Consider the following 26,374-nt stretch of genomic DNA (forward strand, 5'->3'; position numbering starts at 1 on the left):
TGGTGCAGGCACCAGCTTTTGTTTCGGTAAAAAAATTGTTTTACGTCAGCTTTGTACAGGCAATCATTAGAGATTATGCCACATCGTCATTTTATTTGCCCACAATCACCTTAGCATGACGTATTAATTTGTCACTCAGGTAATAACCAGGTTGCAATACGTCTACTACCTTTCCAACCAGTTCTGGTGTGGGAGCAGGTATTTCTGTAATCGCTTCCTGTAAATCGGGATCAAACGAGGTGTGGATACTCTCCATTGGCTTCAGTCCTTTTGCTTGCAGGGTAGCTTTCAATTTATTAAACACCAGCAGGATACCGTCTTTAACGGCTTCAAAGTCAGTAGCGTTTTCTAATTGTTTGGAAGCCCTGTCGCTATCGTCCAATACATCCAGCAAAGATATGATAACTTCTTTACTGGCTGTTTGCATAAGTTCTATACGTTCCCTGGCAGTACGTTTACGATAGTTGTCAAATTCTGCCTGCAGTCTGAGATATTTATCGCGTATTTCGTTTACTTCCTGTTCTTTCTTCTCCAGCTCCGTCACTTCATCTGACTCATTATTCGTATTTGAACTATCGCTTATATTTTCTTCTGGCATGCTTTTCTCGTTTTCGCTACCAGTGTTAGCCTGTCCGTTTGTCTGCATGTCTTTTTCGTTTTCTGTCATAATAAGTAATAATTGTCTGCGGGGTAACCAGTCAATTTCTTTGCCAACAGCGGTTTAGGCGACAAAAAGGCAGAATTGCAGCTATGCTAAGTGCTAAATAGCTACCTTTGCACCTCGAAATACAATAAATGACTAAAGTTTTTTTAAAGAAGCAGATACAAAACAGGGTATTACAAGGGCATCCCTGGATTTTTGGCAACGAAGTAGCCGAAATAAAAGGAGATGTAAATGCCGGTGATATTGTAGATGTATATACGCATAAAGGTTTTTTCCTGGGTCGTGGTTATATCAATCCTCAATCCCAGATACTGGTTCGCCTGCTGACCCGTGATAAGAACGAAGAAATAAATCCGGAGTTCTTTTACCGCCGCCTGTTGAAATGCTGGGAATACCGGCAGAAGCTGGGTTATGTGGAAAACTGCCGCCTGGTATATGGTGAAGCAGACGACATGCCTGCGCTGGTAATCGATAAGTTCAATGATTACTTTGTTATTCAGACACTGGCCCTGGGTATGGAAAAATGGAAAGATGCCATCGTAGATGCTATCAACCGCATTTTTTCACCGAAAGGTATTTACGAAAGGAATGACGTACCAGTAAGGGAATTGGAAGGAATGACCCAGCAAAAGGGCTTCCTCAGCGCGCCTTTTGATACCAATCTTATTATTAATGAAAACGGACTCCGGTTTCATGTGGATATCGTAAATGGCCAGAAGACCGGCTATTTCCTGGATCAGCAGGATAACCGCCGTGAGATTAAGCATATCGTTAAAGGTGCAGATGTAATGGAAGCATTCTGTTATACTGGTACCTTCTCCTGTCATGCGGGATTTTATGGCGCTAAAAGCGTACTGGGACTGGATATTTCGGAAACAGCAGTAGCTACCGCACGCAAAAATGCGGAACTCAATAATCTGCAGGATATTTGTCAGTTCCAGGCGGTCAACGCATTTGATCAGCTGAAACAATGGACCAGGGAAGAAAAGAAATTTGATGTAGTGATCCTGGATCCGCCGGCTTTCACCAAAAGCCGTGAGAATATCCAGAAAGCAGTAACTGGATATAAAGAAATTAATCTGCGTGGAATGAAGCTGCTGAAGCCTGGTGGATTCCTGGTAACAGCTTCCTGTACCAACCTGGTATCACCTGATCTGTTCCTGCAGACTATTGATGCAGCTGCCAAAGATGCGAAGAAGAGATTGCGCCAGGTAACTTTCCAGACACAGGCACAGGATCACCCTATTTTAAGAAACATAGAGAACACTACGTACCTGAAGTTCCTGATCGTGGAAGTATCCTGATCAGCTTACAGCATCAAAATAAAAAAGGAAAAGTCACGATGTAAATCGTGACTTTTCCTTTTTTATTTTGATGCCAGATGTAAACTATTTGACGACGTTGAATTTTCCGGATTCAATCAGATTGCCTCTTTGATCACGTAACTGGAATATGTAAATACCATTATAGTAATTATCCAGATTCATAGTAGTGCGTGCACCAACGCCTTTCAACTGATCTATTTTCTTTCCCAGAAAATTATATACAATAAGATCATACACCTGATCGTTATTGTGTTGTTGAATGACAAAGTTAATATTGGTAGTAGCAGGATTAGGGTACAACTTCACTATTTTGCTCACGTTTTTAACACCCCCGTCCTGACCTGGTTGGGATTTATCGCTTTGAGCCTTGCCAACTAATGAGAGCAAGCTGAAAACCGTTATGAGAATAAGGGTAGAGGTTTTCCACATAGTATTATAAAAATAAAGTTTTTTTCAAATATTTCCTAATTTTTGTTTGATAAATTCAGCTCATCTAAGTGCCATTGTTTCCACATAAAAATAACAAACCACCTGCCATTTTGTTAGCGATTCTCCCTTTTTTATGTAAATTTTAACGCTTGATAACATTTTTTATAAACAATTGATTATCATTCATTTAAAACCGAGGACAGTTGACACTTTCCAGGGTTGAGTTCCGGCTGTTCAGGAATCCCTTGAAAACCAACGATATTTCAAAGCCTCCGAATGTCTGACTGGCGGTTCTCAGTTTCGAAATATTAGTGTCGTAACTCATTCCTATTTCATATTTATCCATATCTATCTTAATAGTAGGAATAATGGCATCATTCCATCTAAGGAAGAGACCGCCATAAATAGCCCGGGTTGACTCCAGTCCCTGATTCATGAGACCATATCCAATCAAAGCACCTCCAATGTATTCCGAATAGGTGCCCTGATGCAACTGATTGTAGTGTGCAATCACTTTTACTCTTTCATCCACTGGTATGGTAATACCCGCATTAAATGTCAGCTTCGGCTGCAATTCAATATTCTGGTCATGGTAGAAAGAAATTTTAGCCCGGTTAAAATGGAAATAGCCGGCTCCGATAAAGTAATTCACGTCTTCTCCTATCACACTGTTATAACTTATACCCACACCAGCATCCAGGTAGCTGTAGCCTTTGAATGCCAGCTTGCCTTCTTCGCCGGTAGGCGCCGCCGGATCAAACCGGCCGCTGGTATATTGGTTATTGAAGGTCATGTTGGTAGGATCAAACTGACGCTGCACAAAACCACCCATAAAACCCAAAGACAGGAAACTGCTTTTATCTTCATTGAGTGATTTATGATAGTTGATGGCTGGAAAGATTTGTGTAGACTGTAATTTGGAGGTCCCCGCCCGGTCGTAGGTGAGTTGCAAACCCGTAGTGACGTAGTCGTTACTACGACCTACAGGGAATTTTATTTCACCACTCACGGTGCCTGTCTGATAGGGAACAGTAACACTGTTCCATTGATTACGGTAAACAGCCTGCACACGCACATCTCCGTTGAAAATGCCTATCAGCGCAGGATTGCGGAGTATAGGTGTTTCATAGAACTGTGAGAGGTGTATATCCTGTGCATACAATTGTGTTGCACCTGTTATGCAAACTATCGCCAGTAATATGCGGTATACGGTTTTCATGGTTGCCAGGTTAAATAATTATCTTAGTAATGTTACATTGCCTTTCAGCTGGAAAAATTCGTTGGTATCGCAATATGCTTCGATGAAATAAATATATACATCGGAGGCCTGCGGTTTACCATTGAAGGAGCCGTTCCATCCTGCGCTGATATCGTCTATATTGATTCGTTCCCGATGGAATACTTCCTGTCCCCAACGATTGAAAATGCGAAAGGATTTAATAAAGTTGATACCTTTTCCACGGGGATAGAAAATATCATTCTGTCCATCGCCGTTAGGACTGAAGGTATTGGGTATAAACACCACATCTGTATTGCAGATCAAGTCCACATTCATCACATCTGTTTTCCTGCAACCATACTGGTTTGTTCCGGTAATACTGTAAGATATAGGCTTGCGTATGGCAGCGGTTACATAAGGAGAAGTGGTATTATCCAGGTAATCTTCCGGACTCCATTTCCAGCTTATGATATCTGCACTTCCGCTGGCCATCAGCTTTACCACATCGCCTACCATCACCGTTTGATCTTTGCCTGCACTGACCTCTGGTACCGGTTTAACCGCTATTTTAACAGAAAGCGGTGCACTCATCGGGCACAGCGCATCGTTTGTCCCGGTTACCTGGTAGGTAATGTCCGTAGACGGCGTTGCAAAAGGATCAGCAATGGTATTATTGGTTAAGCCGGTCACCGGTGTCCAGTTATAGATGGCAGCCCCGGTAGCTCTTATTTGTATGGAAGAACCATAACAAACGAGGGTATCCTTGCTCACGGTGAGATTGACTTTTGGAACGACTGCCACATCGGTGGAATCAAATACCGTACACCCGTACACGTTAGATGCCTGTACCAGGTAGCGGGTATTAATCACAGGAGTAGCCACGGGATCGGTACAGAAAACGCAGCTCAGAGTACTGGCAGAAAGCCATTGCACGGTGCCGTCAGACAATGCGTTGAGGTCAACACTATTACCTTCACATATTTTAGGTTGTTTGGCAGTTGCTTTCACAAAAGGAGTGGGATGAATAGTAATAGTTTTACTCACCGAGTCCATACAGTTGCGTGCATCTGTTACGACCAGTTTAATCGCCTGTCCGCCGGAAGCAGTATACTTTGTGCCAGGAGGTGTTTGCGAAGTAGATTTTTGTCCGTTACCCAGGTCCCAGCTCCAGTTGGTGATGGGGATATTGGGAGAGGTAATGGTGTTGTTAATAAAAGATACCGGTTGACCTGCGCAGGTAGCGGGACCTGTTGTAAAATCGGCTTGTGGTGCCAGTATATTAATATCGTTTGGCTTTGTGACAATGTCATCGCAATACGCGGCATCCTTATAATGAATCGTTAGCTGATTACTATAGGAGCCTTTTGCTACCCATGTTTTTACGTACGTTTGGTTAGTAGTGGTATATACTTCTCCATCTCCAAACTGCCAGGTATAACTCGATACCAGTCCCAGTGGTACATTCAGCACTTCATAGGTCGCTTTGCTGCCACGACAGATAGAACTGACACCGGCAGTGAAATCTGCCCTGAAATAATAGATGCTCCGAAAGCTGCTATGGTGACAGTTATTGCCGTTCTCTCCGATAGTAAGACGAACCGTATAATTGCCAGGAGTGGTATAATTATGTACTGCATCTTTGGTATTCAGCAAAGGAGTGTTATCCCCGAAGTCCCACTCATAGGTGGTGTTAGCATTAATGCCGATGGAGTTATTGGTAAAGATGAATTTGCTTTTGTCGGTACAGTCGCGTACCACATTGAATTGTGATACCGGGCCGGTTACTACTACCTGGGCAGGCGTTGCAGCGGTGAAACAGCCATTGCTGCCAGCTTTCATTTTAACGGTCAGTGTACCGTTGGCATTGAATGAATGCCTGATGTCATTATTACTGCCCTCATCTGTAGTACCATCACCAAAATCCCAGCTATAGGTATCTGCGTAATTAGCGTTGGCCAGCAGTCTTACCGGATCTCCCACACAGGTACTGGTGGGTGATACGCTGAAACTTACATTGGTGGGCGGGTTGCCGGTGTGTACGTATTTATCGAATGATTTGGTGATAACACATTGATTTTGCGTAGTAACGGTAACGCCTATATTATAAGTGCCGGTTTGTGTAAAAATGTGATTTACATTGCCGTTAGTAGTTGTTTGTGTATTTCCATCTCCGAAGTTCCACGTCCATGAAGTAACCGGATCATTGACACTATTGGCGGAGGTGGCGGTAAAGGCTGCCGTATAAGGTACACAGCCCGACAGCGGTGAAGAAAGTGTGATATCAGGTAGTGAGATATCGATATAGGCTGGCTTTTTTAATGTGGCCGTACAGCCGTTGCTGTTAGTAACGGAAAGGGTGACATCAAATTTGCCGGCGCGCGTATAATTATGTGATATATAGGCATTGCTGGTGGTAATAACGGTGCCATCACCAAAATCCCAGGTGCGGCTGGTAGCATCCAGTGTGGCGTCAGTAAAATTAGCGCTGAATACTTTGCAGCTTTTGGTAACATCCGCAGAAAAAGATACCTGAGGGGTACTGCCTATTACCATTGTGCGATAATAAGTGCTGGTAGCTACACCACCGATTACCTGGTATTTCGCTTCCAGTGTAATTTTTATAGGCCCGCCGGTGGTGTAAGTCACCTGTGGATCAACATCATGCGATGTTCTGCCATCGCCAAAATCCCAATTATAGGTAAGTGGAGTGCCGGTGCTGGTATTTTTTATAGTAATAGTAACGGGTGTACATAGGTTGCCCGGTGCAGCTGTATAGGTAAAGTCCGCTTTCTGCGCCAATAAGTTGTTTGCCTGCAATAGAGATATCAGGAGCAGCAATGTACATAAACACTTTGCCTGTAGGTATTTCATAGGGTACACAGGTTTTCCATTAACTGAATAGCTCCACAAATTAACAAAAATTACATATATAAATTTTTTGATTTTCAAATTTTTTGATATTGGAGGTGTTTTATACCCTTTTAGAGGCATAAAACACCTTTCAGGTGCCGAAAAATGTGAAAATCTGTTGTTATCTGATAAGGGTAACGTTGCCTTTCAATAAATTCACTGCACCCTTATCGCAGACGATTTCTACGTAGTAAACAAATACATCAGGATTCAATATGACTCCTTTATACCGGCCATCCCAACCTTTGGTAGGGTCATTTGAATTAACACCGGTACGCTCAAACACTACTTGTCCCCAACGGTTGAATATTCTGAAAACGCGGATGGTCTGCATTCCCTGTCCACGCACATAAAAAACATCATTCTGGCCATCTCCGTTAGGGGAGAAGCTATTGGGAATGAAGATGCTGCCTTCATCACATACCAGTTTCAATGCAATATCATCTGTGCTCACACAACCAAACTGATTCGTCACCTTTACATGATAGGTAATATCATCTGTAGGGGTAGCAGTAGGCGACAGGCAATCGTAACAGTTGAGTCCCTTCATCGGCGTCCATTCTATTTTAATAATGTCCGTGCTGCCTTTCACCGGCAATGGTATCACGGAACCAGTAGCCGTTACGATATCCGGGCCGGCATTTATTACCGGGGCATCACGTACATATATTCTGGCGAGTGCGGTATCCGTGAAACAAGTGCTGTTATTATATCCTACTACCTGGTAAGTAATATTGCCGTCCGGTGTAGCTACCGGATCCGGGATATCTGGCCGGTTCAGGCCCCGCGCTGGAATCCACTGGTAGCGTAGTGCTCCGCCTGCATTCATTTTTACGCTTTCGCCTGCGCATATTTCCTGGTCCTGTGCATAAATACGAAAAGGCTGCGTCACCTTCACTGGTATTTCTCCCTGATTCGTACAACCATATTCGTTAGTAGCTGTAATGTGATACACGGTATCTATATCTGGTTTTACCTGTGGAGAAACATTGGTGGCATCAGAAATATTATAATTTGTCCATTGTACCTGAACATTGGCAGTGGTATTAGCCTGTAGTTGAAGTACCGCTCCACGGCAGATTTCTGCACTGCCAGGTGAAGGATTCAGAATCGGTGAAGGGTTTACCACCATACTGGCATTGGTAGTGGCTGGACAGGAACCATCGCTGTTGGTGATTGTTAACACTACCGGCACCGTACCCGTACTGTTCAACGTGATTTCAGGAGGCACCTGCTGATTAAATGTTTTATCGGTACCTACCTGCCATAGCCATTTTGTACCCGGTATGTTTTTAGTATCACTGCCGGACAATTGTATTTTACCAGATACGCATAATGGTAAAATAGGTGCTATCACTGCTACCGGCTGTGGAGGAATAACTACCGGCAGTGTTTTTTCATCTGTACATCCGTACGCGCTTGTTACTACAAGTTTTACATTCGTTGTTCCCGGCTGTGGATAGGTGAATTTTCCGTCTGTAGTGCTGGCAGTGTTATCAGGATTGCCCGGTACCCCGAAATTCCACGCATTAGCGAAATCAAGTGCCAGCGAGTCTTTTGTCAGCGTTTTACTTTTATTGGTAAATGTTACCAGGCCGCCGCCACAAGCCTGGAAATCATTTGTTGTAAAATCAGCTGTTGCTTTATCCACAATGATTTTATCATTTCCTTCTGCTTTCACCACGCATCCCTGGTTATCCAGCAGTGATACGCGGGGATAATAAATGCCAGGTTTTACGTAGGTATGTGGTGGAGACACTGCGGTGGTGGAAGTCAATACTGTACCATCATCAAAGTCCCACATATAACTATCTGTTTTAACAGAGGTGGCACTGATACTAACGCCCAGCGGCACACAACCTTGTGTGGGAGTGGTTTTCATGGTGCCATCAGGGCCTTTGATGGTGATAGGAAGTGTTGCAGTACTGGAGCAACCGCCTTCCGAGTATACCGTGAGAGTCACATTGTATGTTCTGACGCGTGCGTAAATATGTACGTCAGGATTGTTTTTGGTGGAAGTACCATTATCCCCGAAATCCCAGGCGGCATTTTTATAATCTGTGGAGGTATTGGTAAATAATACTTTTACCGGTGGACATAAATCCAGGTCATCAGGAATGGTGAATGATGCTTTGGGGTCAGGTACAGTGATCACATTTGTTTTGGTGATTTCATCTGTACAGCCGGCTGTGGTGGTTACTTTTAATACCACGTTGTACTTACCCGGTGCGTTGTATATTTTTACCGGTTTGTTTCCGGTACCGGTAGTGTTGTCACCAAAATCCCAGGCATACGTTTGTACGTTGCCCTGTGACTGATCTACGAAAGTAAATGATTTGCCCAGGCAGGCAATGTTCGATGGCACCATGAAATCGGCTTTTACCCGATCAAACTGGATTACTTTCTGCACTTTTGATATGCAGCTGAATTTATCTGTTACCGTTAATGAAACCGTATAATCGTTGGCGTTAGTATAGGTATGTTTAATACCCACCGGTTGTGTGGGATAGCTTTCTTTATTGCTACCATCACCAAAATCCCATTCCCAGTTGAGTATCTGGTTGCCGGTGTTGGTAGTTGATTTATCGGTGAATGTAAAAATTTCGTCCTTGCATCTTTTGCCGGTATAGTCAAAATCAGGATCGCTGCCATTTACATCTATGGATACAGCAGGCGCATCTTTTGTACAACCATTTTTATCTGTAATGGTTAGTTTAATGGTGAAGGTGCCGGTTTTATTGTACTGATGGGAAATACCTTTGGTCGGATCAAAATTAAACGCCGGAACGGCTTGTATTGGACTACCATCTCCCCAATCCCATTTGTATTCATTGATATTATCGTTATTCAGTGGCCCAAGACTGATATTTATTTTTTCGGTTTTACAGATTCTCGGTTTGTCGGGTGTAATGACAGGTTTCTCATCTATGATATTCACGGATGAAGAATAGGTACTGGTACAGATGCCATTATCAATGGTGAGTTTTACCTGCTTGATACCTGTGGTCTGGTATTGGAAGTCAGGGTTTTGATCCGTGGATGTAGCACCGTTTTCGCCAAATTCCCACAGCCATGTTTTGACAGGTGTAGGAATAGGACCAAAGGTGGAGTTATCCGTAAACTTACGATGATATGGATCAATACAATCCGGTGTGGTAGCAAAACGGGCTATTGGTGGAATGATCTGGATATAATTTCTTTTAATTAATTGTACCCGGCAGCCGTTATTGTTTACTTCCAGGATAACATCATGACTACCAATTTCATTGAACTGATGATTGGGGTTTTCCTGCGTACTGGTGCTGTTATCCTGTACAAATGTCCAGATCCAGGAAGTACCACGGGGGACAGACAGATTGGTAAACTGCACAGGATCTTTTGCACAGGATTTCAATGGCGTGGCGCTGAAATCAACTACTGGCTTGGCACCTGCTGTTATGATTGTTTGACCCGTTGCAATACAACCGCCAGCAGTTGTTACTTTTAAATTGACGAAGAAGATGCCTTCTTTAGTAAAAATATGTGTAGGTTTTGCTGCGGTGGAAGTAGTACCATCGCCGAAATCCCACTCATAGCTGACAATGGGATCCGGTATATTTACTTCTGCATAAAAATCTACAGACAAAGGAATACAACCTTCCGCAACACTGCGATAAATGGAAAGATCTGGCTTTATGATTTTAATGTAATTCGGTTTGCTGACTGTTTTACTGCACCCCAATGTGTTAGTAGCGGTCAGACTGATGGAATAGATTCCTTCTTTGGTATATGTGTGCGAAGGGTTTTCTGCAATAGAAGTAGTACCATCACCGAAGTTCCAGCTCCATGCCGTGGCATTGGAAGATTGTGCACTGAATTGCGTGGTAAAGGGTGTATTACAGGCATTTACCGGTGTGGCTACCGGGTCTATATCCGGTGCCGGATTTACGTGAATGGTTTGTTGTACTTCTTCCATACAGCTTCCCAATGTGGCCTGCATCTTCACAATGTAATCACCTGGTGCGGTAAATTGTTTTACCGCGTCAGTGGTTGTTTGGGTGGTACCATCCGGAAACGCCCAGGTTACCTGATCTGGTGTTGGCTGAGTGGTATTTTTAAAGGTAATACTCTGTCCTGCGCAAAGTGCCGAAAAAGTGAATGCTGGTTTTACTTTAGCGATAACAATATAGTCTGTTTTGGTTAGTGGAGCAGAACAGTTGCCGCTGGTGGTAGCGGTTAGTTTTACTGTAAACTTTCCTTCTTTCGTATAGGTGTGCTGGTTACTTGTTCCGGTGGTACCGTCGCCATAATCCCAGGTATAGGTGACCGGATCCGGAGAGTTATTAACGGTGTTATTAAAAAAGTTTACGGTAAAAGGAGTGGTACAGCTTTGTGTTCTGTCGGCTGTAAATACCGGAGCAGGAGCGCTTTGTACTTTTACGGATACAGGGCCGCCGGTGCTGGAACATCCCATGCTGTTGGTAACAGCACTGATGACATTATAGGTTCCGGCTTGCGTATAGGTATGAGGAACATTTACTCCTACAGCGCCGCCGCCATCGCCGAAATCCCATGTGATGTCTGTAATGGAGCCATCGCCGGGAGTTGACTGATCCTGAAAGGTAGCCATGTATGGTGCGCATCCGTTAATACTGCTGGTCGTAAATTTGGCGGCTGGTTTGTTATACACCTGTATATCAAGCTGTTTGACGATTATATTTGCAGGTCCATATGTAGCCGTCATTTTTACGTGATAAATACCGGGGTTCTGGAATGTTTTTGAAGGGGTAAGATCGTTGGTAACATTTGCACCTAATCCAAAATCCCATTCAATGCTCTGATAGCCGGCATCCAGCGTGGCGGTGAAGTTAACCAGGAACGGTGGGCATGCTGCCAGTTTATCCGCTTTAATGGATACTGATTGCGCATGGGCAGAAAAAGCCACAGCCATTACAGGCAGCAGACTACAAAAAAAATGTCTTATGACAATCCGTAAATAATAGAGTAGGCTTTTCATGGCATAGGTTGGCGTTAAGGCCGGTCATAGGTATATTCAAAGTATAAAAATAACAATAATGTTTGTAAAAGCGATGGTTTTATGTATGTGGCTGAATGGCCGTAACTTAGCATAAAAGAATTCAGGATATGGATAGTCAGTACTGGAATAACAGGTATATTAACGGAGATACCAGTTGGGATATGGGAGCTGTGTCGCCTCCGTTGAAAGAGTATATTGACCAGGTGCATAACCGGGATGTTCGTATACTCGTTCCCGGTGGAGGGAATAGCTATGAAGCCGCCTACCTGGTGGGACAGGCTTTCAGTGATGTTACCGTACTGGATATTGCTCCGGTGCTGGTAGAGCAACTGCAAAAATCGTTTGCCCGTACCCGTGTGAAGATATTGGAAGAAGATTTTTTTGAACATACCGGTAGTTATGATCTTATTTTGGAGCAAACATTTTTCTGTGCCATACCGCCTTCACGCAGAGCAGATTATGTGAAACATATGCATTCACTGTTAAAGCCTGGTGGTCATCTTGCAGGCGTATTATTTAACAGAAGCTTTACACAGGAAGGTCCGCCTTTTGGTGGTTCTGAAGCAGAATACCGGGAATTGTTTGCACCGTATTTTGATTTTAAAACCTTATATCCCTGTTACAATTCGCATCCGGCCAGACAGGGCTGTGAGTTGTTTATTAACTTTATACCGAAACTAAAAAAATTATGCGCAGATTCTTATTAGTAGTCATGGTATTGCTGGCAGGAAGTTCACTAAGGGCACAGCAGAAACAATCTGAAGATGCAGCTGCATTTGATAAGGATATTCAACAATCTGGCATCCAGGTCTTTGATGTACGTACTGCCGGTGAATTTAACACCGGGCATTTACCAAATGCGTTACAGGCAGATTATACAAAGAAAGCGGAATTCAAAGACAGGGTGCAATACCTGGACAAGAAAAAGCCGGTATACATCTATTGTTTGAGTGGTGGCCGTAGTAGTGCTGCTGCCAAATGGATGCGGGAAAACGGATTTGACCAGGTAGTAGAACTGGAAGGGGGTATTAATGCCTGGAAGCAGGCGGGCAAGCCTTTAGATGGTGTGGCAGATAAACAACCGCAGCTTACAATCGCAGACTATAATAAATCGGTACTTGCAAAAGGATGGGTGCTGACAGATGTAGGCGCCGCCTGGTGCCCACCCTGTAAGCAGATGGAGCCGGTGCTGGAAAAATTCTTCCGGAAACATACCCAGGTAAAAAAAGTATTTGTAGATGGCGGTAAGGACCAGGATGTTATGAAAGCGATTAACGCCAGCAGCTTACCGACTTTTATTTTTTATAAAGATGGAAAAGAAGTGGGGAGAAAGGAAGGAGTAATAACGCTGGAAGAACTTGATAAAGCTTTTAGCTTCTAGCAGTTAGCTTTTAGTAAATGCAGCGAAGGATTGTATTAATCTCCGCTGCATTTACTAAAAGCTAAAAGCTAACTGCTAAAAGCTATTAATGCTGTATATCCCGCCGTATTTCTTCTTTGCATATTCCAGGAAATCCCCGAATACCAATTGTTTCCCTGTTACTTTTTCACATAATTCATTAGAGGTGTAAAATCTGCCGAAAGGATGGATGTTATGACGTAACCATTCCAGCAATGGCTGGTAATTACCAGTGGCGATGCTGCTATCTAATCCGGGTACCTGTTTTTGTGCCGCAGTAAAGAATTGTGCGGCGTAGAAACTACCGAGGGAGTAGGTGGGAAAGTAGCCGAAGCTTCCGTGGGACCAGTGAATATCCTGTAATACGCCTTGTACATCATCCGGTACTTCTACGTGCAGGTATTGACGGTAGTATTCATTCCAGGTATGTTTCAGGTCTTTTACATCAATACTGCCGTCTATCAATCCCTTTTCAATTTCGTAGCGGATCATGATATGGAAATGATAAGTCAGTTCATCTGCTTCCGTGCGGATAAGTGAGGGCTGCACTTTATTGATGGCTTTATAGAAATCATCCAGTGATACCTGGCCCAGGTTTTCCGGGAAAAGTTGTTGCAGACGGGGATAATGATGTTGCCAGAAAATAAGGCTGCGGCCTACATTGTTTTCCCAGAGGCGTGACTGTGATTCGTGGATACCTAAGCTGGTGGCTTCGCCACAAGGCAGTCCATATTGTTCTGTGGGTAGTCCCTGTTCGTACAGTGCATGTCCGCCTTCATGGATGCAGCTCCAGGTCATGTTCCCGAAATCATTTTCATCGATACGGGTGGTTACCCTTACATCCTGTGGATTAAAGCTGGTGGTAAACGGGTGTTCAGAAATATCCTGACGTCCGGCCTGCATATCATAGCCCATGTTTTCCAGGAGAGAGAGCCCGAATTTCCACTGTGCATCGCGGTTATAATGGAGATGAAGAAAATCTTTGTTAACAGTGGGTTGTTGTTCTATTTGTGTGAGCAGCGGAGATAGGGCAGTCTTCACTTCATTGAAGATAGTGTCCAGCATTTGGGTGTTGGCGCCTTTCTCATATTCATTCAGCAGGGCATTATAGGGGTGGCCTTCATAACCAAGGATATCGGCTTCCTGTTTTTTCAGAGCGATCATCCTGGAGAGGGCGGGGGCAAAGATGTTGTAATCGTTGGCTTTGCGAGCTTTTATCCAGGCATGATAACTTTCATTGGTGACAGTAGACATTTCCGCAACGAAAGCCGCCGGGTATTTTTTATTTTTTTCAAAATCTTCTGTAGAGAGCAGTATATTTTTCTGTTCTACGGCATCGGTAGTGGTATTGCCTTTGAGGGCGAGCAATACGGCATCCAGTTCCGGGGCAGTGAATAATTCATGGGCGATGGAGCTGAGGGTTGTGATTTGCTGACCGCGGAATCCGGCTCCTTTTTCAGGGAGATAAGTTTCCTGATCCCAGCCCAGTACTGCCAGGGCATTTCTTACGTCTGCAATTTTTTGCATTTTTATTTTGTAATCCGCATATAGTTCTGCTGTAGATTTGCTTCCGGGCATAAAACTTATTTTTTTGCAAATTTAGTTGATGCCGGGAATGAACCATTAATTTTTGCAGATATGAAAATAAAAGAGATCATACAGGTGATTGAGCAGTTTGCTCCTTTGCAGTACCAGGAGAGTTATGATAATGCGGGGCTTATTTTTGGTCAGGCCGACCGGGAGGTAACGAATGTGTTGTTGACCCTGGATGCAACCGAGGCAGTGATAGATGAGGCGATAGCGCGTGGTTGTAACCTGGTGATTGCCCACCATCCGATTGTTTTTGGGGGGCTGAAGAAGATTAATGGGAATAATTACGTGGAAAGGGTGGCTATTAAGGCCATTAAAAATGATATAGCGGTGTATGCTGCGCATACCAACCTGGATAATGTGCGGAACGGAGTCTGTGCGCAGATGGCGGCTATGCTGGGACTGGAGGAGTGCCGGGTGTTGCAGCCGAAGCGGGGATTGCTGAAAAAGTTATACACATTTGTGCCTGAGGCGGATATAGAGAAGGTAAGGGGCGCCCTGTTTGCGGCAGGGGCCGGGAATATTGGCAATTATAGTGAGTGCAGCTTTAATGGGGCAGGTCAGGGAACTTTCAAAGGAGCGGAAGGGACGAATCCATATGTCGGGACGCCCGGAAAAAGACATTTTGAGGCAGAAATAAAGTTGGAAGTAATTTTTCCGGTATATTTGGAAGGTAAAATTTTGCAGGCCTTGCAGAGTAGCCACCCTTATGAAGAAGTGGCATATGACATAGTAAGTCTGGATAATGCTTATCAGCAGGTGGGTTCGGGATTGGTAGGTATTTTACCGGAGGCCATGGAAGAAATGCAATTTTTACAATATGTGAAGCAGCAGTTCCAGACAGGTTGTGTGAAGTATACCCCTTTGCGGGGTCGGTCCGTTAAAAAGGTAGCGTTGTGTGGAGGGGCAGGGAGTTTCCTGTTAAAGCAGGCGATAGCGGCCGGAGCGGATGCTTACATATCATCGGATTTTAAATACCATGAATTTTTTGACGCTGATAATCAATTAATTATAGCAGATATTGGACATTTTGAGAGTGAGCAGTTTACAGTAGAATTATTTTATCATATATTGACTGAAAAATTCCGTAATTTTGCGCCTCTTAAATCTACGATTAAAACAAACCCGGTAAATTATTTATAATACATGGCAACCGTAAAAGAATACTCCGTTGAAGAAAAATTAGCGTCTGTACTCAGATTACAGAAGATTGATTCCAAGCTGGATGGAATCCAGGTGCTGAAAGGGGAGTTGCCGATGGAGGTAAAAGACCTGGAAGACGAGATCGAAGGATTGAACACCCGCCAGTCTCATATTGAGAATGAGATGAAAGGTATACAGGACTTCGTTGCCAGCAAGAAAAACGCCATCAAAGAGGCTGAAGCGCTGATCAAGAAGTACGAGAAGCAGCAGGATAATGTGAAGAACAACCGTGAGTTTGAAGCCATCACCAAAGAAATGGAGATGCAGGCGCTGGAAATCAAGCTGGCTGAAAAGCATATCAAGGATGCCAACGAAGAGATTAAAGAGAAGAGCCGTGTCCTGGAAGTAGCTAAGAAAGCAGTAGCGGATAAAGAAGCGAACCTGAAGCATAAGAAAGGTGAACTGGAAAAGATCATTGGCGAAACAGATAAAGAAGAGAAAGCTTTCCGTAAAGAAAGTGAAGATGCTAAAACCAAGGTAGATCCACGTTTACTGCAGGCTTACGAGAAAATCCGTAAGAACTACCGTAACGGTCTGGCTGTGGTAACAGTAGAGCGTGATTCCTGTGGTGGTTGCTTCAATGCAATTCCTCCTCAGCGTCAGGCAGAAATCCGTCAGCACAAAAAGATTATCGTTTGTGAGCATTGCGGCCGTATCCTGGTAGACAACGACCTGGAAGCAACCGTGACTATCTAATCAGGCGAAAGTCATTATAAGAAATAAAAGGGCATCTTAGGATGCCCTTTTTTCGTGTAGGCATGGGGGTAAAAAAATATACTAATTTATTTAGTTTTGTTTTACTAATTATATTAGCTTTGTGTCCGGTGCCGTTACGCAGGTACCTTGCGTAGTAGTTCTTTTATTTTATGGCAGGGAATTGGATGGGGCAATGCAACTTTAAAAAATGTGAATTGTTATTTGGGATTTGGAAGATGATATGTGAGATTTGGCCTTTAATTTCTGGAATTTTTCCCCGTATGCGTATTATTTTTTCGTTGTTGCTTTTGTTGAGTGTAGGGTTGAATGTTAGTGCCAGGCAGAAAGTATTTGATTTTAATACCCGTTGTGAGCAGGCGTATGATGCGATTATGCAATTGCGCCTTACTACGGGAAAGGCTTTACTGGAAGCAGAGAAAAAAGAGCATCCGGATAACCTGGCGCCTTATTTTCTGGATAACTATGCAGATTTTTTCCCGCTCTTCTTTAATGAAGATCCGGCAGAATATTCCAGGAAAAGGAGTCTGCGTTCTTTCCGGCTGAATAAGATGGCAGAAGGATCCGAAGATTCTCCTTATTATCTGTATACGCAGGCGGCTATCAAATTCCAGTGGGCGCTGATCAAGATAAAGTTTGATGAAAAGTGGGATGCCACCTGGGAGATCCGGAAAGCATATATCATGCTGAAAGACAATCAGCAGCGTTTTCCCAATTTTGTACCCAACAACCTTTTACTGGGGGCTATGCAAACAGTATTTGGCACCATACCCGAAGGCTATAAGTGGATTACCAATATTCTCGGTCTTAAAGGAAGCATGAAGGATGGGATGGCCAATGTGAATAAGTTCATTGAGAGCAATGCACCGGAAGCAAAAATGTTCAGGGAAGAATCCTATTACTATTATTGCTACCTGATGTTGTTTATTGTGAATAAACCGGAAGAAACGTGGGAATTTCTGCAACGTAAGCAGCTGGACACCAAAAATAATTACCTGTTTGCGCTGATGGTGGCTAATTTATCGCTTAACAATCAGAAGGCGGCAGTAGGGTTAAAGGTGCTGGAGGACCGGAATGATACCGCAGAGTATGCGGATATTCAATATTACAATTATGTAATGGGGTTACTGAAACTAACAAAACTTGACCCCGATGCGCATATTTACCTGGAGCGGTTTGTTAATAACTTCAAAGGCAAGTTTTATGTGAAGGAATGTTTACAGCGACTGAGCTGGTACTATTACCTGGAAGGGAATCAGGCTGCAGCCGATAAGTACCGGGCCATGATTATGACGAAAGGTGGACTTGAAACGGATGCGGACAAACAGGCGCTGAAGGAAGCGAAAGCGGGTAAGTGGCCCAATCCTTTTTTACTGCGGGTGCGGTTGCTGAGTGATGGCGGGTATTTCCCCAAGGCACTGAGCATGCTGCAGACAAAAAAAGCAGCCGATTTCCCTGCAATGGAAGATAAACTGGAATATGCTTATCGTTTGGGACGTATTTTCGATGAAAGCGGACAGGACGACCAGGCAATTGCCATGTACGATGTAACGGTGAAAGTGGGCAGCAACAGACCGGAATATTATGCCGCCAGGGCTTCCCTCCAAATGGGTTACATTTACGAAAAGAGAAACGAAAAAGCCAAAGCTCTGGAATGTTACCAGCGTTGTCTGGGCATGAAAGGGCATGATTATAAGAATTCCCTTGACCAGCGTGCCAAAGCAGGCATTCAGCGGGTGAATGGAACCTAAGCTTTCAACATCATAAAGGAATTTCCTTACTTATGTTACAGCGATTAACCATCAAGAATTACGCAATTATCGATCACCTGGAAGTTGACTTTTCAGGGAACCTGAATGTGATTACCGGAGAAACCGGTGCAGGTAAATCCATATTATTAGGCGCCATTTCCCTGATCCTGGGAGAAAGGGCCGACCCAGGTGTATTGTTCGATAAAACAGGTAAGTGCATTATTGAGGGATTTTTTAAAGTAAAGAAATCCCAGGTAGCTGCCTTTTTTCAGCAGCATGAACTGGACCTGGAAGACCAACTGATCATCCGGAGAGAAGTAAGTGCTACCGGCAAATCAAGGGCTTTTGTAAATGATACGCCTGTAAACAACTCCCAGCTAACGGAATTAAGCGGTTACCTGGTAGACCTGCACCAGCAGTTTGATACCCTGGCACTTGGTAACGCGGATTTTCAGCGGGAAGTAATTGATGCTTTGGTGAATAAGCCCACCGCATTACAACAATACCACCAGGTATATGTTCAGTATGTGCAGGTGCAGAAAAAATATAAACAGCTATTTGATAACCGCGACAGTGCCAACAAGGAACTGGACTATAACCGCTTCCTGCTGGACGAGTTATCTGATGCGGGTTTCAGTCCAAATGAAATAGAAGACCTGGAAATTGAACTGCAAACCCTGAGCCATGCGGAAGAAATAAAGAACACGCTGAACCGTGTTTACTTCCAGCTAAAAGAAGATGAGCAGCCTATTTTACAGCAATTAAAACAATTACAGTCTTCCCTGCAGGGACTAGCCGCTTTTCATAAGGCGATGCCAGCTGTATCTGAGCGTTTATTATCCACCTACCTCGAACTGCAGGATATTGCAGGAGAAGTAGAGAGTATTAACGACCAGGTGCAATATGATGCACAGCGGATAGAAGTAGTGAATGAGCGGATGGCACTCGGCTATCGCCTGTTCAAAAAGCATGGAGTACATACCACCGATGAGTTGTTGGCCATCAAAGATGCGCTGGCAGTGAAAGTAGAAGATGTACTGAATCTGGATGAACAACTGGCTGCCCTGGAACAGGAACAAACACGCCTGAAAGAAAGCCTGCAGCAAAGCGCTGCTGTGATTACTGCACAAAGACAGGAACAGTCCACTCCTTTCGAAAAACATGTGAATACGTTACTGGCGCAGGTAGGCATGCCAAATGCCCGGTTGAAAGTAGATATTCTTACAGGAGAACTGAATCCTTATGGACAGGATACCATTGAATTTTTATTTGACGCCAATAAGAGCAATCAGTTTGCTCCGGTAGGTAAAGTGGCTTCCGGGGGTGAACTGAGTCGTTTGATGCTTTGTATCAAATCCCTGGTAGCACAATCTGTTGCGTTACCTACGCTGATCTTTGATGAAATAGATACGGGTATTTCGGGCGAAGCAGCCCGCCAGGTGGGTGTGATCCTGAAAGACCTGGCCAAATCCCATCAGATCATCTGTATTACACATCAGCCGCAAATAGCTGGTAAAGCAGATGCCCATTATTTTGTATATAAAGATGCCAAAGCTGATAAAGTAACGACCAGCGTACGTTTGTTGTCGGAAGATGAACGGGTGAATAAGATTGCGCAGATGCTGAGTGGGGAGAAGCCAACCGCAGCTGCCCTGGAGAATGCCCGGGAAATGCTGGCGGTCACTATTTGAGAAGCTTTTAGCTATTAGCATTAGCTGTTAGCTTGTGTAGTATGGGATTTCCTTATAAAGAGAAATATAAGCTTTAATACCGCACTCACACCCTTTTATCAGCAAGGAGGTGCCCACAGATATTCAGCTGTTAGCCTTCAGTGATAAGCCATTCGTCTGTGATAAACAGGCTAAAAGCTCATCGCTGACAGCTAACAGCTTTTTTTTTCAACTATAACGACTATTTTTGCCGAAATTAATTTTGACCAAATGGCTCATAACTTATTAAAAGGGAAGAAAGGTATCATCTTCGGCGCACTGGACGAAAAGTCTATTGCATGGAGAACTGCACTGCGTTGTGTGGAAGAAGGCGCTGAAATTGTGCTTACCAACGCCCCTATTGCCCTGCGTATGGGTGAGATCAACAAACTGGCGGAAACCTGTAAAGCACCTGTAATTCCGGCAGATGTAACCAATATGGATGATCTGGCCAACCTGTTCAACAAATCCATGGAGCACTTTGGTGGTAAGATCGACTTCGTTCTTCACTCCGTGGCAATGGGTATGAATATTCGTAAAGGCAGAAGCTATACTGATCTGGATTACGATTTTAATCACAAAACATTTGATATCTCTGCGATGTCACTGCACCGCGTATTGCAAACAGCTTACAAACTGGATGCGTTGAACGAATGGGCATCTGTAATTGCATTGTCTTATATCGCGTCACAGCGGGTATTCCCTGACTACGGCGAAATGGCGGATGCCAAAGCCCTGCTGGAATCAATTGCGCGCAGCTTTGGTTACCATTACGGTACCGCCAAAAAAGTACGTGTTAATACTATCTCCCAGTCTCCTGTTAAAACAACTGCAGGTGGTGGTGTAAAAGGTTTCGATGGCTTCATGACTTATGCAGATGCTATGAGTCCGCTTGGTAATGCCACCGCAGACGAATGTGCTAACTACGCAGTAGCCATGTTCTCTGACCTTACCAAGATGGTGACCATGCAGAACCTGTTCCATGATGGTGGTTTCTCCTTTACAGGGGTATCCAAACCAGTTATTGACCAGATGGAGAAATAAGCTCAAAGCTAAAGACATAAAGCAAAAAGCTATTGTAGCGAATGAACTCAGCGAATATTAAAATCCGCTTTGGGCATTCGCTACAATAGCTTTTTGCTTTATGCTTTTGGCCTTCAGCACCATAAAAAAAGCCGCATCCTTCTCAGGAGCGGCTTAAATGTTATTGGTCGTAGCAGGAACGGGAGCGTGCGGTCAGCGACGCTGGCTAATATTCATCCTCATTAAAGAAGAAGTCGTCTTGCGACGGATAATCAGACCAGATATCTTCAATCCCCTCATAAATTTCTCCCTCATCCTCCAGCTCCTGAAGGTTCTCGATTACTTCGATCGGTGCACCGGAACGAATGGCGTAGTCGATAAGTTCGTCTTTAGTAGCTGGCCATGGAGCGTCCTCCAGGTATGAAGCTAATTCTAATGTCCAGTACATCTTATTAAAATTTTTACTTTTTAATTTTTCGCAAAAGTATTATTTAATTTGAAATAAACAACTTTTACTATTTTATCGGTTAATTACTTTTCTTTGGGTTATGCTAACCGCCCGCAATGTTACCAAAAATTATTCCAATTTACCCATATTGAAAGGGGTAGACATTACTGTCAGTAAGGGAGAGATTGTGACCATCGTAGGATCCTCTGGCGCCGGCAAGAGTACCTTGCTGCATATCCTGGGAACACTGGATATGCCCACTGCCGGCGAAGTATGGCTTAATAATGTCAATCTGACGGGTTTAAAGGGGAATGCCCTGGCCGATTTCAGGAACCGTCATATTGGCTTTATTTTTCAGTTTCATCACCTCTTGCCTGAATTCACTGCACTCGAAAATGTTTGCATACCCGGTTATATTGCCGGTACCCGGAAGGCAGCCGTCAGAGAGAAAGCGCTCTTTCTGCTGGAAACCCTGGGGCTGAAAGACCGGCTTGAACACAAACCCAATGCACTCTCCGGCGGAGAGCAACAGCGGGTGGCCGTGGCACGTGCCCTCATCAACGATCCGGATGTGGTCATGGCAGACGAACCGACGGGTAACCTCGATTCCCGTAACGCCCGCGAACTCCATAACCTGTTTCTCGAGCTCCGGGATAAATTGCAGCAAACCTTTATTATCGTTACCCACAACGAAGAACTGGCGCCTATGAGCGACCGGCAGCTGGTGATGCGGGATGGGAAGATTATTTAAACCGGAAGGTGCTATTGATATAAGTCAGGCGGGACTCAATAACCGTAAATACTGATCCCTGCCTTAAACGTATTACAATGTGCATTCACGATATCGCGGATATGCGTGGAGTAACCGCCTCCCATCGCAACTGCACAGGGGATATGGTGCTTTTTGAGCTCACGGAAAACCATTTCGTCCCGTTCCTGGCAGCCCTGTTGGGTTACTTTCAGTTTCCCGAATTTATCGGTGGACAGGATATCTACTCCTGACAGGTAAAAAACAATATCGGGTTTCACCCGGTTAATCAGCGCCGGCAAGGCATCTTCCAGCAACCGGAGGTAAGTAGCTGTATCCATGCCATCGGCCAGGGGAATGTCCCAGTCTGATACTTCTTTATGGAAAGGATAGTTATGCGCTCCGTGCATGCTGAACGTGTATACATGGGCGTTATTGGCAAACAGGGCGGCGGTACCGTTGCCCTGGTGTACATCCAGGTCTATAACGAGCGCCTGTTTAATATGCTGTTGATGCAGCAGGTAGTTGGCAGCTACCGCAAAGTCGTTCAACAGGCAAAATCCTTCTCCATGATCCGCAAAGGCATGATGCGTGCCGCCGGCCACATTGAAGCCGATGCCATGCTCCAGTGCATGCAGTGCGATGTCTATGGTACCCTGTGCAATCACCATCTCTCTTAGCGTGAGTGCCGGGGATTGTGGGAAACCAATTTTTCGCTGTTCCCGGGGGGAAAGGGTCTGATCTGTGAGTTGCTGCCAGTATGCAGCGGTATGTGTTAAGAGAATGGTGTCCGCAGTGGCCGGTGCCGGCAAAAACAACTGCCCGGCAGTGATGACGCCTTCCCGTAATAGCTGGGCTGGTATCAGTTCGTATTTGAGCATCGGGAAGCGGTGATCTTCCGGCAAAGGATGCGTGTATATGTCGTGATAAGCAATCTTCATAAACTATTCGCTGCAGGCTGTTGTGAAAAATCCATATCCGGTATATTCCTGAAAATATCTGCTGCTATCTTTCCCTGGTAATCCGGTCGGTCATCTCCCAAAATATCCGCTGATATCATCTCCCTGAATAATCACTGTGCCCGGATAATCGATTTTCCGGCGATTACAAACACCGGATCCTTTCCGCCGGGGTCAAGGCTGGCCGAGCCGGTAAAGTGCCCAAAAGCGGGTAAAATGCCGCAATGCTGCCCAAAATAGAAGCAGGGTAAACGCAGCCGCTGCCTGCCGGCACCATACATGACAAAGGCAGGGTGTAAATGCCCGGAAAAGGTGTATTGATAGCCGTTGTTATCTTCACAAGGCTCATGGATAAAGTGAATGTTGCGGAGCGTAAGGGTTTCATGTACCTGAATCTGCAACTGCTCATATATCGTATCCGGCATAATGTCGTGATTGCCTTTAACCAGGTCAACGGTGATATGGGAAAATTGCTGTCTCCATATCCTGAAATATTGCACTTCATTATTTTCACTGCTGTGGAACATATCTCCCACAATAATGATCCGCACGGGCAGATATTGTGTGATCAGCTGTTGCAAACGAAAAAGATCTTCCTGTACAATGCCCGCAGGGACTGCAATACCGGCTTTACGAAAATGAGCCGCCTTCCCCAGATGCAGATCTGAAAGGATCAGCGCTTTTTCTTCTTCCCAAAAAATTGCCCGCTGGGGCAATAAGTGCCAATGTTGTTGCTGAAAGTGAAATATTTCCCCGACCACTGAATCAACTGTTTTTTAATGCCCTGCAAATTATTGAATTCTTAACCGTTCGTGATCAATTTTTTGATGCGGTCTTCCAGTTTCTCACTGGTCATGGTATCACGCAGACTGTCCACCTTAATAGGAAAGCAGAAAGGAGTTAACCGCTGAGGAAAAGTGATGACGATTTTGCTCACGGCAATACGCTCCAGTGTTTCACGAAGGCGGGCTTCTTCCATCTGGTAAAAGAAAGCTTCGTTGAAAGCCTGTTTCAGCAGTAGGTTTTGTGGGTCATAATCTCCAAACACATTGAACAGCAGGGAGGCAGATGATTGCAGGTGCCGGTTGGCTTTGTGTTTCCCGGGATAACCCTGAAATATGAGACCAGCGATGACTGCGATGTCGCGGAACTTACGCCTGGCCATTTCTGTGGCGTTAACGCTGGTTTGTAATTCTGTGAGCAGGTTATCGGTGGAGAAAAGCTGCTTCGCATTGGCATGGGTAAGTGGGATGGGCTGGTCCGACAGCAGCTCAAAACCGTAATCGTTCATGGCAATGGAAAAAGTGATCGGTTGTATACGGCTGATCCTGTAGGCCAGCAGTGCCGCCATTACTTCATGTACCAGCCGTCCTTCAAAAGGATATACAAAGAGATGATAACCATCTTTGGTTTGTATTTGCTCGATCAGTAGTTCGTTGGCTTTAGGAATATGCGATAGTTCTTCCTGCAGGTTGAACAGCGGTTGTAAGGCAATCAGCTCCGGATCTTTGGTATTGCGTGACAGCGCTTCATTGAATTTTTCCCGCAGCATGCGGCCCAGGTTGGAAGAAAGCGGAATCCGTCCGCCCTGGTAGCTGGGTACGATAGATTTTTTCGAATTCGATTTGCGTACCAGCACCGTCATATCTTTTATCAGCACGTATTCCAGGTTACGGCCTGCCAGCGTAAAGGAGTCGCCCACCTGCAGGCGGGAAATGAATCCTTCTTCAATGACGCCGATGTAGCCGCCGGTCATGAACTTTACTTTCAGCATGGCATCGCTGACAATAGTGCCAATGTGTAAACGGTGGCGCATCGCCATCATGCGGCTGCGGCAGATATAGAAATCGCCTTCGCGTTCTATTTTTTTGAATTCATCGTAGCTGGCTAAGGCATCGCCGCCGGTAGTGAGGAAGGAGAGCAGCCATTGCCAGTCTTCTTCTGTAATATGCTGATAACAGAAAGTATGTCGTACCTCCTCCCATATTTCGGACGCATAAAAGCCATCAGATACTGCCAGCGTCATGAGATACTGGAGTAGTACATCGTAGGCTAGTATAACGGGCATTTTACTTTCAATCAGATCCTGTTCCATGGCAGCTTTCAGTGCAGCTGCTTCTACCAGTTCCAGCGCATGTGTGGGCAGGAAAAATATTTTGCTCACGGCGCCGGGCTGATGTCCGCTACGGCCGGCCCTTTGCAGGAACCGCGCCACTCCTTTGGGACTGCCTACCTGGATGACACTGTCTACCGGCCGGAAATCCACTCCCAGGTCCAGGCTGGCGGTACATACCACTGCTTTCAGGATACCGTTGTGAAGGGCTTCTTCCACCCATATGCGCAATTCCATGTCTATAGAGCCATGATGTAATGCCAGCGCGCCGGCCAGCATGGGATCTTCTACCAACAACGACTGGTACCACCGCTCCGATTGAGAGCGGGTGTTGGTAAATATGAGGGTTGTCTGGCTTTCATGAATGATGGGCAATGCCTGTGGTAACATTTTGAGTCCGAGATGACCAGCCCAGGGATAGTTTTCTATTTCATGGGGGATCACACTTTTGAGGGCAATTTTCTTTTTTAGTTTAGCCCTGATAATGATGCCATCGCTGTGAGTGCCGCCCAGCAATACTTCCAGCGCTTCATCCAGGTTGCCGATGGTAGCAGAGATGCCCCATACTTTCAGCTGTTCACCGCGCAGGCCTTTGAGCCGACTGAGTGCCAGTTCTACCATGACGCCCCGTTTGCTGCCGATCAGTTCATGCCACTCGTCTACCACCACGGTATGCATATGGCTGAATACTTTGGGATATTCTTTCTGGCCCAGCAAGAGGTGTAAACTTTCCGGCGTAATGATGAGCACTTCCGGCATCTGTTTTTTTTGTGCAGCACGTAGTGCTACGGAGGTATCACCGCTGCGGATCCCCACCTGCCAGGGTACATTCAGTTCCTGCAAGGCGCTTTCCATGGCCCTGCCGAGGTCTTTGGCCAGTGCGCGCAAAGGTGTTACCCATAGTAGCTGTAAGCCATTTTTTGTTTTATGGGTATAGTCTTTCGGATGGGCATCTATCCAGGCGATAACGGCTCCGAGGAACAGGGAAAAGGTTTTTCCGAAGCCGGTAGGAGCGTTTACAATGCCGGACTTGCCCTGCAGATAAGCCTTCCAGGCATCTTCCTGGAATTTAAAGGGCTTCAGTTCTTTGTCGCCCAACCATTTGTTGATCACTTTCCATCCACCCGAACGTTGTTGCATGGGAATGAAATTA

19 protein-coding genes are annotated in these 26,374 nt (G+C 45.0%); 9 read left to right on the forward strand and 10 right to left on the reverse strand.

Features of this window, described 5'->3' with window-relative positions; translation table 11 throughout:
• Positions 1–91 precede the first annotated feature (91 nt).
• Positions 92–667 carry a nucleotide exchange factor GrpE gene (locus tag AB4Z08_RS10600; RefSeq protein WP_441573700.1) on the reverse strand — a complete coding sequence of 192 codons (576 nt, stop codon included), beginning with the start codon at positions 665–667 and terminating at the stop codon, positions 92–94.
• Between the two features lie 128 nt (positions 668–795).
• Between AB4Z08_RS10600 and AB4Z08_RS10605 the strand changes: the two genes are divergently transcribed.
• Positions 796–1,968: a class I SAM-dependent rRNA methyltransferase gene (locus AB4Z08_RS10605; RefSeq protein WP_441573701.1), complete on the forward strand. Its 1,173-nt coding sequence runs from the start codon at positions 796–798 to the stop codon at positions 1,966–1,968.
• An 84-nt stretch (positions 1,969–2,052) separates the two neighbouring features.
• Here the strand turns inward: AB4Z08_RS10605 and AB4Z08_RS10610 are convergent, their stop codons facing one another.
• From AB4Z08_RS10610 to AB4Z08_RS10625, 4 genes are all read right to left on the reverse strand, one after another.
• A complete protein-coding gene (locus AB4Z08_RS10610) occupies positions 2,053–2,307 on the reverse strand; it encodes a T9SS type A sorting domain-containing protein (RefSeq protein WP_441573702.1) in 255 nt (84 codons plus the stop codon).
• A gap of 298 nt (positions 2,308–2,605) precedes the next feature.
• A complete protein-coding gene (locus AB4Z08_RS10615; protein ID WP_441573703.1) occupies positions 2,606–3,637 on the reverse strand; it encodes a PorP/SprF family type IX secretion system membrane protein in 1,032 nt (343 codons plus the stop codon).
• A gap of 18 nt (positions 3,638–3,655) precedes the next feature.
• On the reverse strand, positions 3,656–6,508 hold the full coding sequence (locus AB4Z08_RS10620) for a PKD domain-containing protein (protein ID WP_441573704.1): 2,853 nt from the start codon (positions 6,506–6,508) through the stop codon (positions 3,656–3,658).
• A gap of 160 nt (positions 6,509–6,668) precedes the next feature.
• Positions 6,669–11,543, reverse strand: coding sequence for a PKD domain-containing protein (locus AB4Z08_RS10625; RefSeq protein WP_441573705.1), 4,875 nt, complete (start codon positions 11,541–11,543; stop codon positions 6,669–6,671).
• Positions 11,544–11,671: 128 nt separating this feature from the next.
• On the opposite strand from AB4Z08_RS10625, the gene AB4Z08_RS10630 reads away from it, so the two are divergent.
• Together AB4Z08_RS10630 and AB4Z08_RS10635 are read left to right on the forward strand one after the other, a co-directional pair.
• Positions 11,672–12,271, forward strand: a complete 600-nt coding sequence (locus tag AB4Z08_RS10630; RefSeq protein ID WP_441573706.1) for a methyltransferase — start codon at positions 11,672–11,674, stop codon at positions 12,269–12,271.
• Positions 12,253–12,945, forward strand: a complete 693-nt coding sequence (locus tag AB4Z08_RS10635) for a rhodanese-like domain-containing protein (protein WP_441573707.1) — start codon at positions 12,253–12,255, stop codon at positions 12,943–12,945. Before AB4Z08_RS10630 ends, AB4Z08_RS10635 begins: the two co-directional genes overlap by 19 nt.
• A 75-nt stretch (positions 12,946–13,020) precedes the next feature.
• Here AB4Z08_RS10635 and AB4Z08_RS10640 read toward each other — a convergent pair whose 3' ends face one another.
• Entirely contained in the window at positions 13,021–14,541 is a 1,521-nt protein-coding gene (locus AB4Z08_RS10640) for a carboxypeptidase M32 (protein WP_441573708.1), read from the reverse strand.
• A 60-nt stretch (positions 14,542–14,601) separates the two neighbouring features.
• On the opposite strand from AB4Z08_RS10640, the gene AB4Z08_RS10645 reads away from it, so the two are divergent.
• The 5 genes from AB4Z08_RS10645 (at position 14,602) to AB4Z08_RS10665 (ending at position 20,974) form a co-directional block, all read left to right on the forward strand.
• Positions 14,602–15,696: a Nif3-like dinuclear metal center hexameric protein gene (locus AB4Z08_RS10645; RefSeq protein ID WP_441573709.1), complete on the forward strand. Its 1,095-nt coding sequence runs from the start codon at positions 14,602–14,604 to the stop codon at positions 15,694–15,696.
• 3 nt (positions 15,697–15,699) lie between these two features.
• Entirely contained in the window at positions 15,700–16,452 is a 753-nt protein-coding gene (locus AB4Z08_RS10650) for a zinc ribbon domain-containing protein (protein ID WP_079469314.1), read from the forward strand.
• 281 nt (positions 16,453–16,733) lie between these two features.
• Positions 16,734–18,221, forward strand: coding sequence for a tetratricopeptide repeat protein (locus tag AB4Z08_RS10655; protein ID WP_441573710.1), 1,488 nt, complete (start codon positions 16,734–16,736; stop codon positions 18,219–18,221).
• Positions 18,222–18,253: 32 nt separating this feature from the next.
• Positions 18,254–19,912: a DNA repair protein RecN gene (recN, locus tag AB4Z08_RS10660; protein WP_441573711.1), complete on the forward strand. Its 1,659-nt coding sequence runs from the start codon at positions 18,254–18,256 to the stop codon at positions 19,910–19,912.
• A gap of 249 nt (positions 19,913–20,161) precedes the next feature.
• Positions 20,162–20,974: an enoyl-ACP reductase FabI gene (locus tag AB4Z08_RS10665; protein ID WP_089893210.1), complete on the forward strand. Its 813-nt coding sequence runs from the start codon at positions 20,162–20,164 to the stop codon at positions 20,972–20,974.
• Positions 20,975–21,179: 205 nt separating this feature from the next.
• Here AB4Z08_RS10665 and AB4Z08_RS10670 read toward each other — a convergent pair whose 3' ends face one another.
• Positions 21,180–21,401 carry a DUF2795 domain-containing protein gene (locus AB4Z08_RS10670; RefSeq protein ID WP_012794455.1) on the reverse strand — a complete coding sequence of 74 codons (222 nt, stop codon included), beginning with the start codon at positions 21,399–21,401 and terminating at the stop codon, positions 21,180–21,182.
• A gap of 100 nt (positions 21,402–21,501) precedes the next feature.
• On the opposite strand from AB4Z08_RS10670, the gene AB4Z08_RS10675 reads away from it, so the two are divergent.
• Positions 21,502–22,152 (forward strand): ABC transporter ATP-binding protein, encoded by a 651-nt coding sequence (locus tag AB4Z08_RS10675; protein WP_441573712.1) that lies wholly within the window; start codon positions 21,502–21,504, stop codon positions 22,150–22,152.
• Between the two features lie 35 nt (positions 22,153–22,187).
• Here AB4Z08_RS10675 and AB4Z08_RS10680 read toward each other — a convergent pair whose 3' ends face one another.
• The 3 genes from AB4Z08_RS10680 to AB4Z08_RS10690 form a co-directional block, all read right to left on the reverse strand.
• Complete coding sequence (locus AB4Z08_RS10680; protein ID WP_441573713.1) at positions 22,188–23,090, reverse strand: histone deacetylase family protein; 903 nt, start codon at positions 23,088–23,090, stop codon at positions 22,188–22,190.
• A gap of 131 nt (positions 23,091–23,221) precedes the next feature.
• Positions 23,222–23,869 carry a ligase-associated DNA damage response endonuclease PdeM gene (pdeM, locus tag AB4Z08_RS10685; protein WP_441573714.1) on the reverse strand — a complete coding sequence of 216 codons (648 nt, stop codon included), beginning with the start codon at positions 23,867–23,869 and terminating at the stop codon, positions 23,222–23,224.
• A 41-nt stretch (positions 23,870–23,910) separates the two neighbouring features.
• Entirely contained in the window at positions 23,911–26,361 is a 2,451-nt protein-coding gene (locus AB4Z08_RS10690) for a ligase-associated DNA damage response DEXH box helicase (protein WP_441573715.1), read from the reverse strand.
• Positions 26,362–26,374: the final 13 nt, after the last annotated feature.

This window comes from Chitinophaga sp. RAB17, from assembly GCF_052114225.1.
GTDB lineage: Bacteria > Bacteroidota > Bacteroidia > Chitinophagales > Chitinophagaceae > Chitinophaga.

What these genes read in the sequence shown, in the direction of transcription:
- AB4Z08_RS10600 (WP_441573700.1), bottom strand. Translation starts at nt 667, where the DNA reads ATGACAGAAAACGAAAAAGACATGCAGACAAACGGACAGGCTAACACT.
- AB4Z08_RS10640 (WP_441573708.1), bottom strand. Translation starts at nt 14,541, where the DNA reads ATGCCCGGAAGCAAATCTACAGCAGAACTATATGCGGATTACAAAATA.
- AB4Z08_RS10650 (WP_079469314.1), top strand. Translation starts at nt 15,700, where the DNA reads ATGGCAACCGTAAAAGAATACTCCGTTGAAGAAAAATTAGCGTCTGTA.
- AB4Z08_RS10605 (WP_441573701.1), top strand. Translation starts at nt 796, where the DNA reads ATGACTAAAGTTTTTTTAAAGAAGCAGATACAAAACAGGGTATTACAA.
- AB4Z08_RS10625 (WP_441573705.1), bottom strand. Translation starts at nt 11,543, where the DNA reads ATGAAAAGCCTACTCTATTATTTACGGATTGTCATAAGACATTTTTTT.
- AB4Z08_RS10675 (WP_441573712.1), top strand. Translation starts at nt 21,502, where the DNA reads ATGCTAACCGCCCGCAATGTTACCAAAAATTATTCCAATTTACCCATA.
- AB4Z08_RS10645 (WP_441573709.1), top strand. Translation starts at nt 14,602, where the DNA reads ATGAAAATAAAAGAGATCATACAGGTGATTGAGCAGTTTGCTCCTTTG.
- AB4Z08_RS10630 (WP_441573706.1), top strand. Translation starts at nt 11,672, where the DNA reads ATGGATAGTCAGTACTGGAATAACAGGTATATTAACGGAGATACCAGT.
- AB4Z08_RS10615 (WP_441573703.1), bottom strand. Translation starts at nt 3,637, where the DNA reads ATGAAAACCGTATACCGCATATTACTGGCGATAGTTTGCATAACAGGT.
- recN (WP_441573711.1), top strand. Translation starts at nt 18,254, where the DNA reads ATGTTACAGCGATTAACCATCAAGAATTACGCAATTATCGATCACCTG.
- AB4Z08_RS10635 (WP_441573707.1), top strand. Translation starts at nt 12,253, where the DNA reads ATGCGCAGATTCTTATTAGTAGTCATGGTATTGCTGGCAGGAAGTTCA.
- AB4Z08_RS10670 (WP_012794455.1), bottom strand. Translation starts at nt 21,401, where the DNA reads ATGTACTGGACATTAGAATTAGCTTCATACCTGGAGGACGCTCCATGG.
- AB4Z08_RS10665 (WP_089893210.1), top strand. Translation starts at nt 20,162, where the DNA reads ATGGCTCATAACTTATTAAAAGGGAAGAAAGGTATCATCTTCGGCGCA.
- AB4Z08_RS10680 (WP_441573713.1), bottom strand. Translation starts at nt 23,090, where the DNA reads ATGAAGATTGCTTATCACGACATATACACGCATCCTTTGCCGGAAGAT.
- AB4Z08_RS10690 (WP_441573715.1), bottom strand. Translation starts at nt 26,361, where the DNA reads ATGCAACAACGTTCGGGTGGATGGAAAGTGATCAACAAATGGTTGGGC.
- AB4Z08_RS10655 (WP_441573710.1), top strand. Translation starts at nt 16,734, where the DNA reads ATGCGTATTATTTTTTCGTTGTTGCTTTTGTTGAGTGTAGGGTTGAAT.
- AB4Z08_RS10620 (WP_441573704.1), bottom strand. Translation starts at nt 6,508, where the DNA reads ATGAAATACCTACAGGCAAAGTGTTTATGTACATTGCTGCTCCTGATA.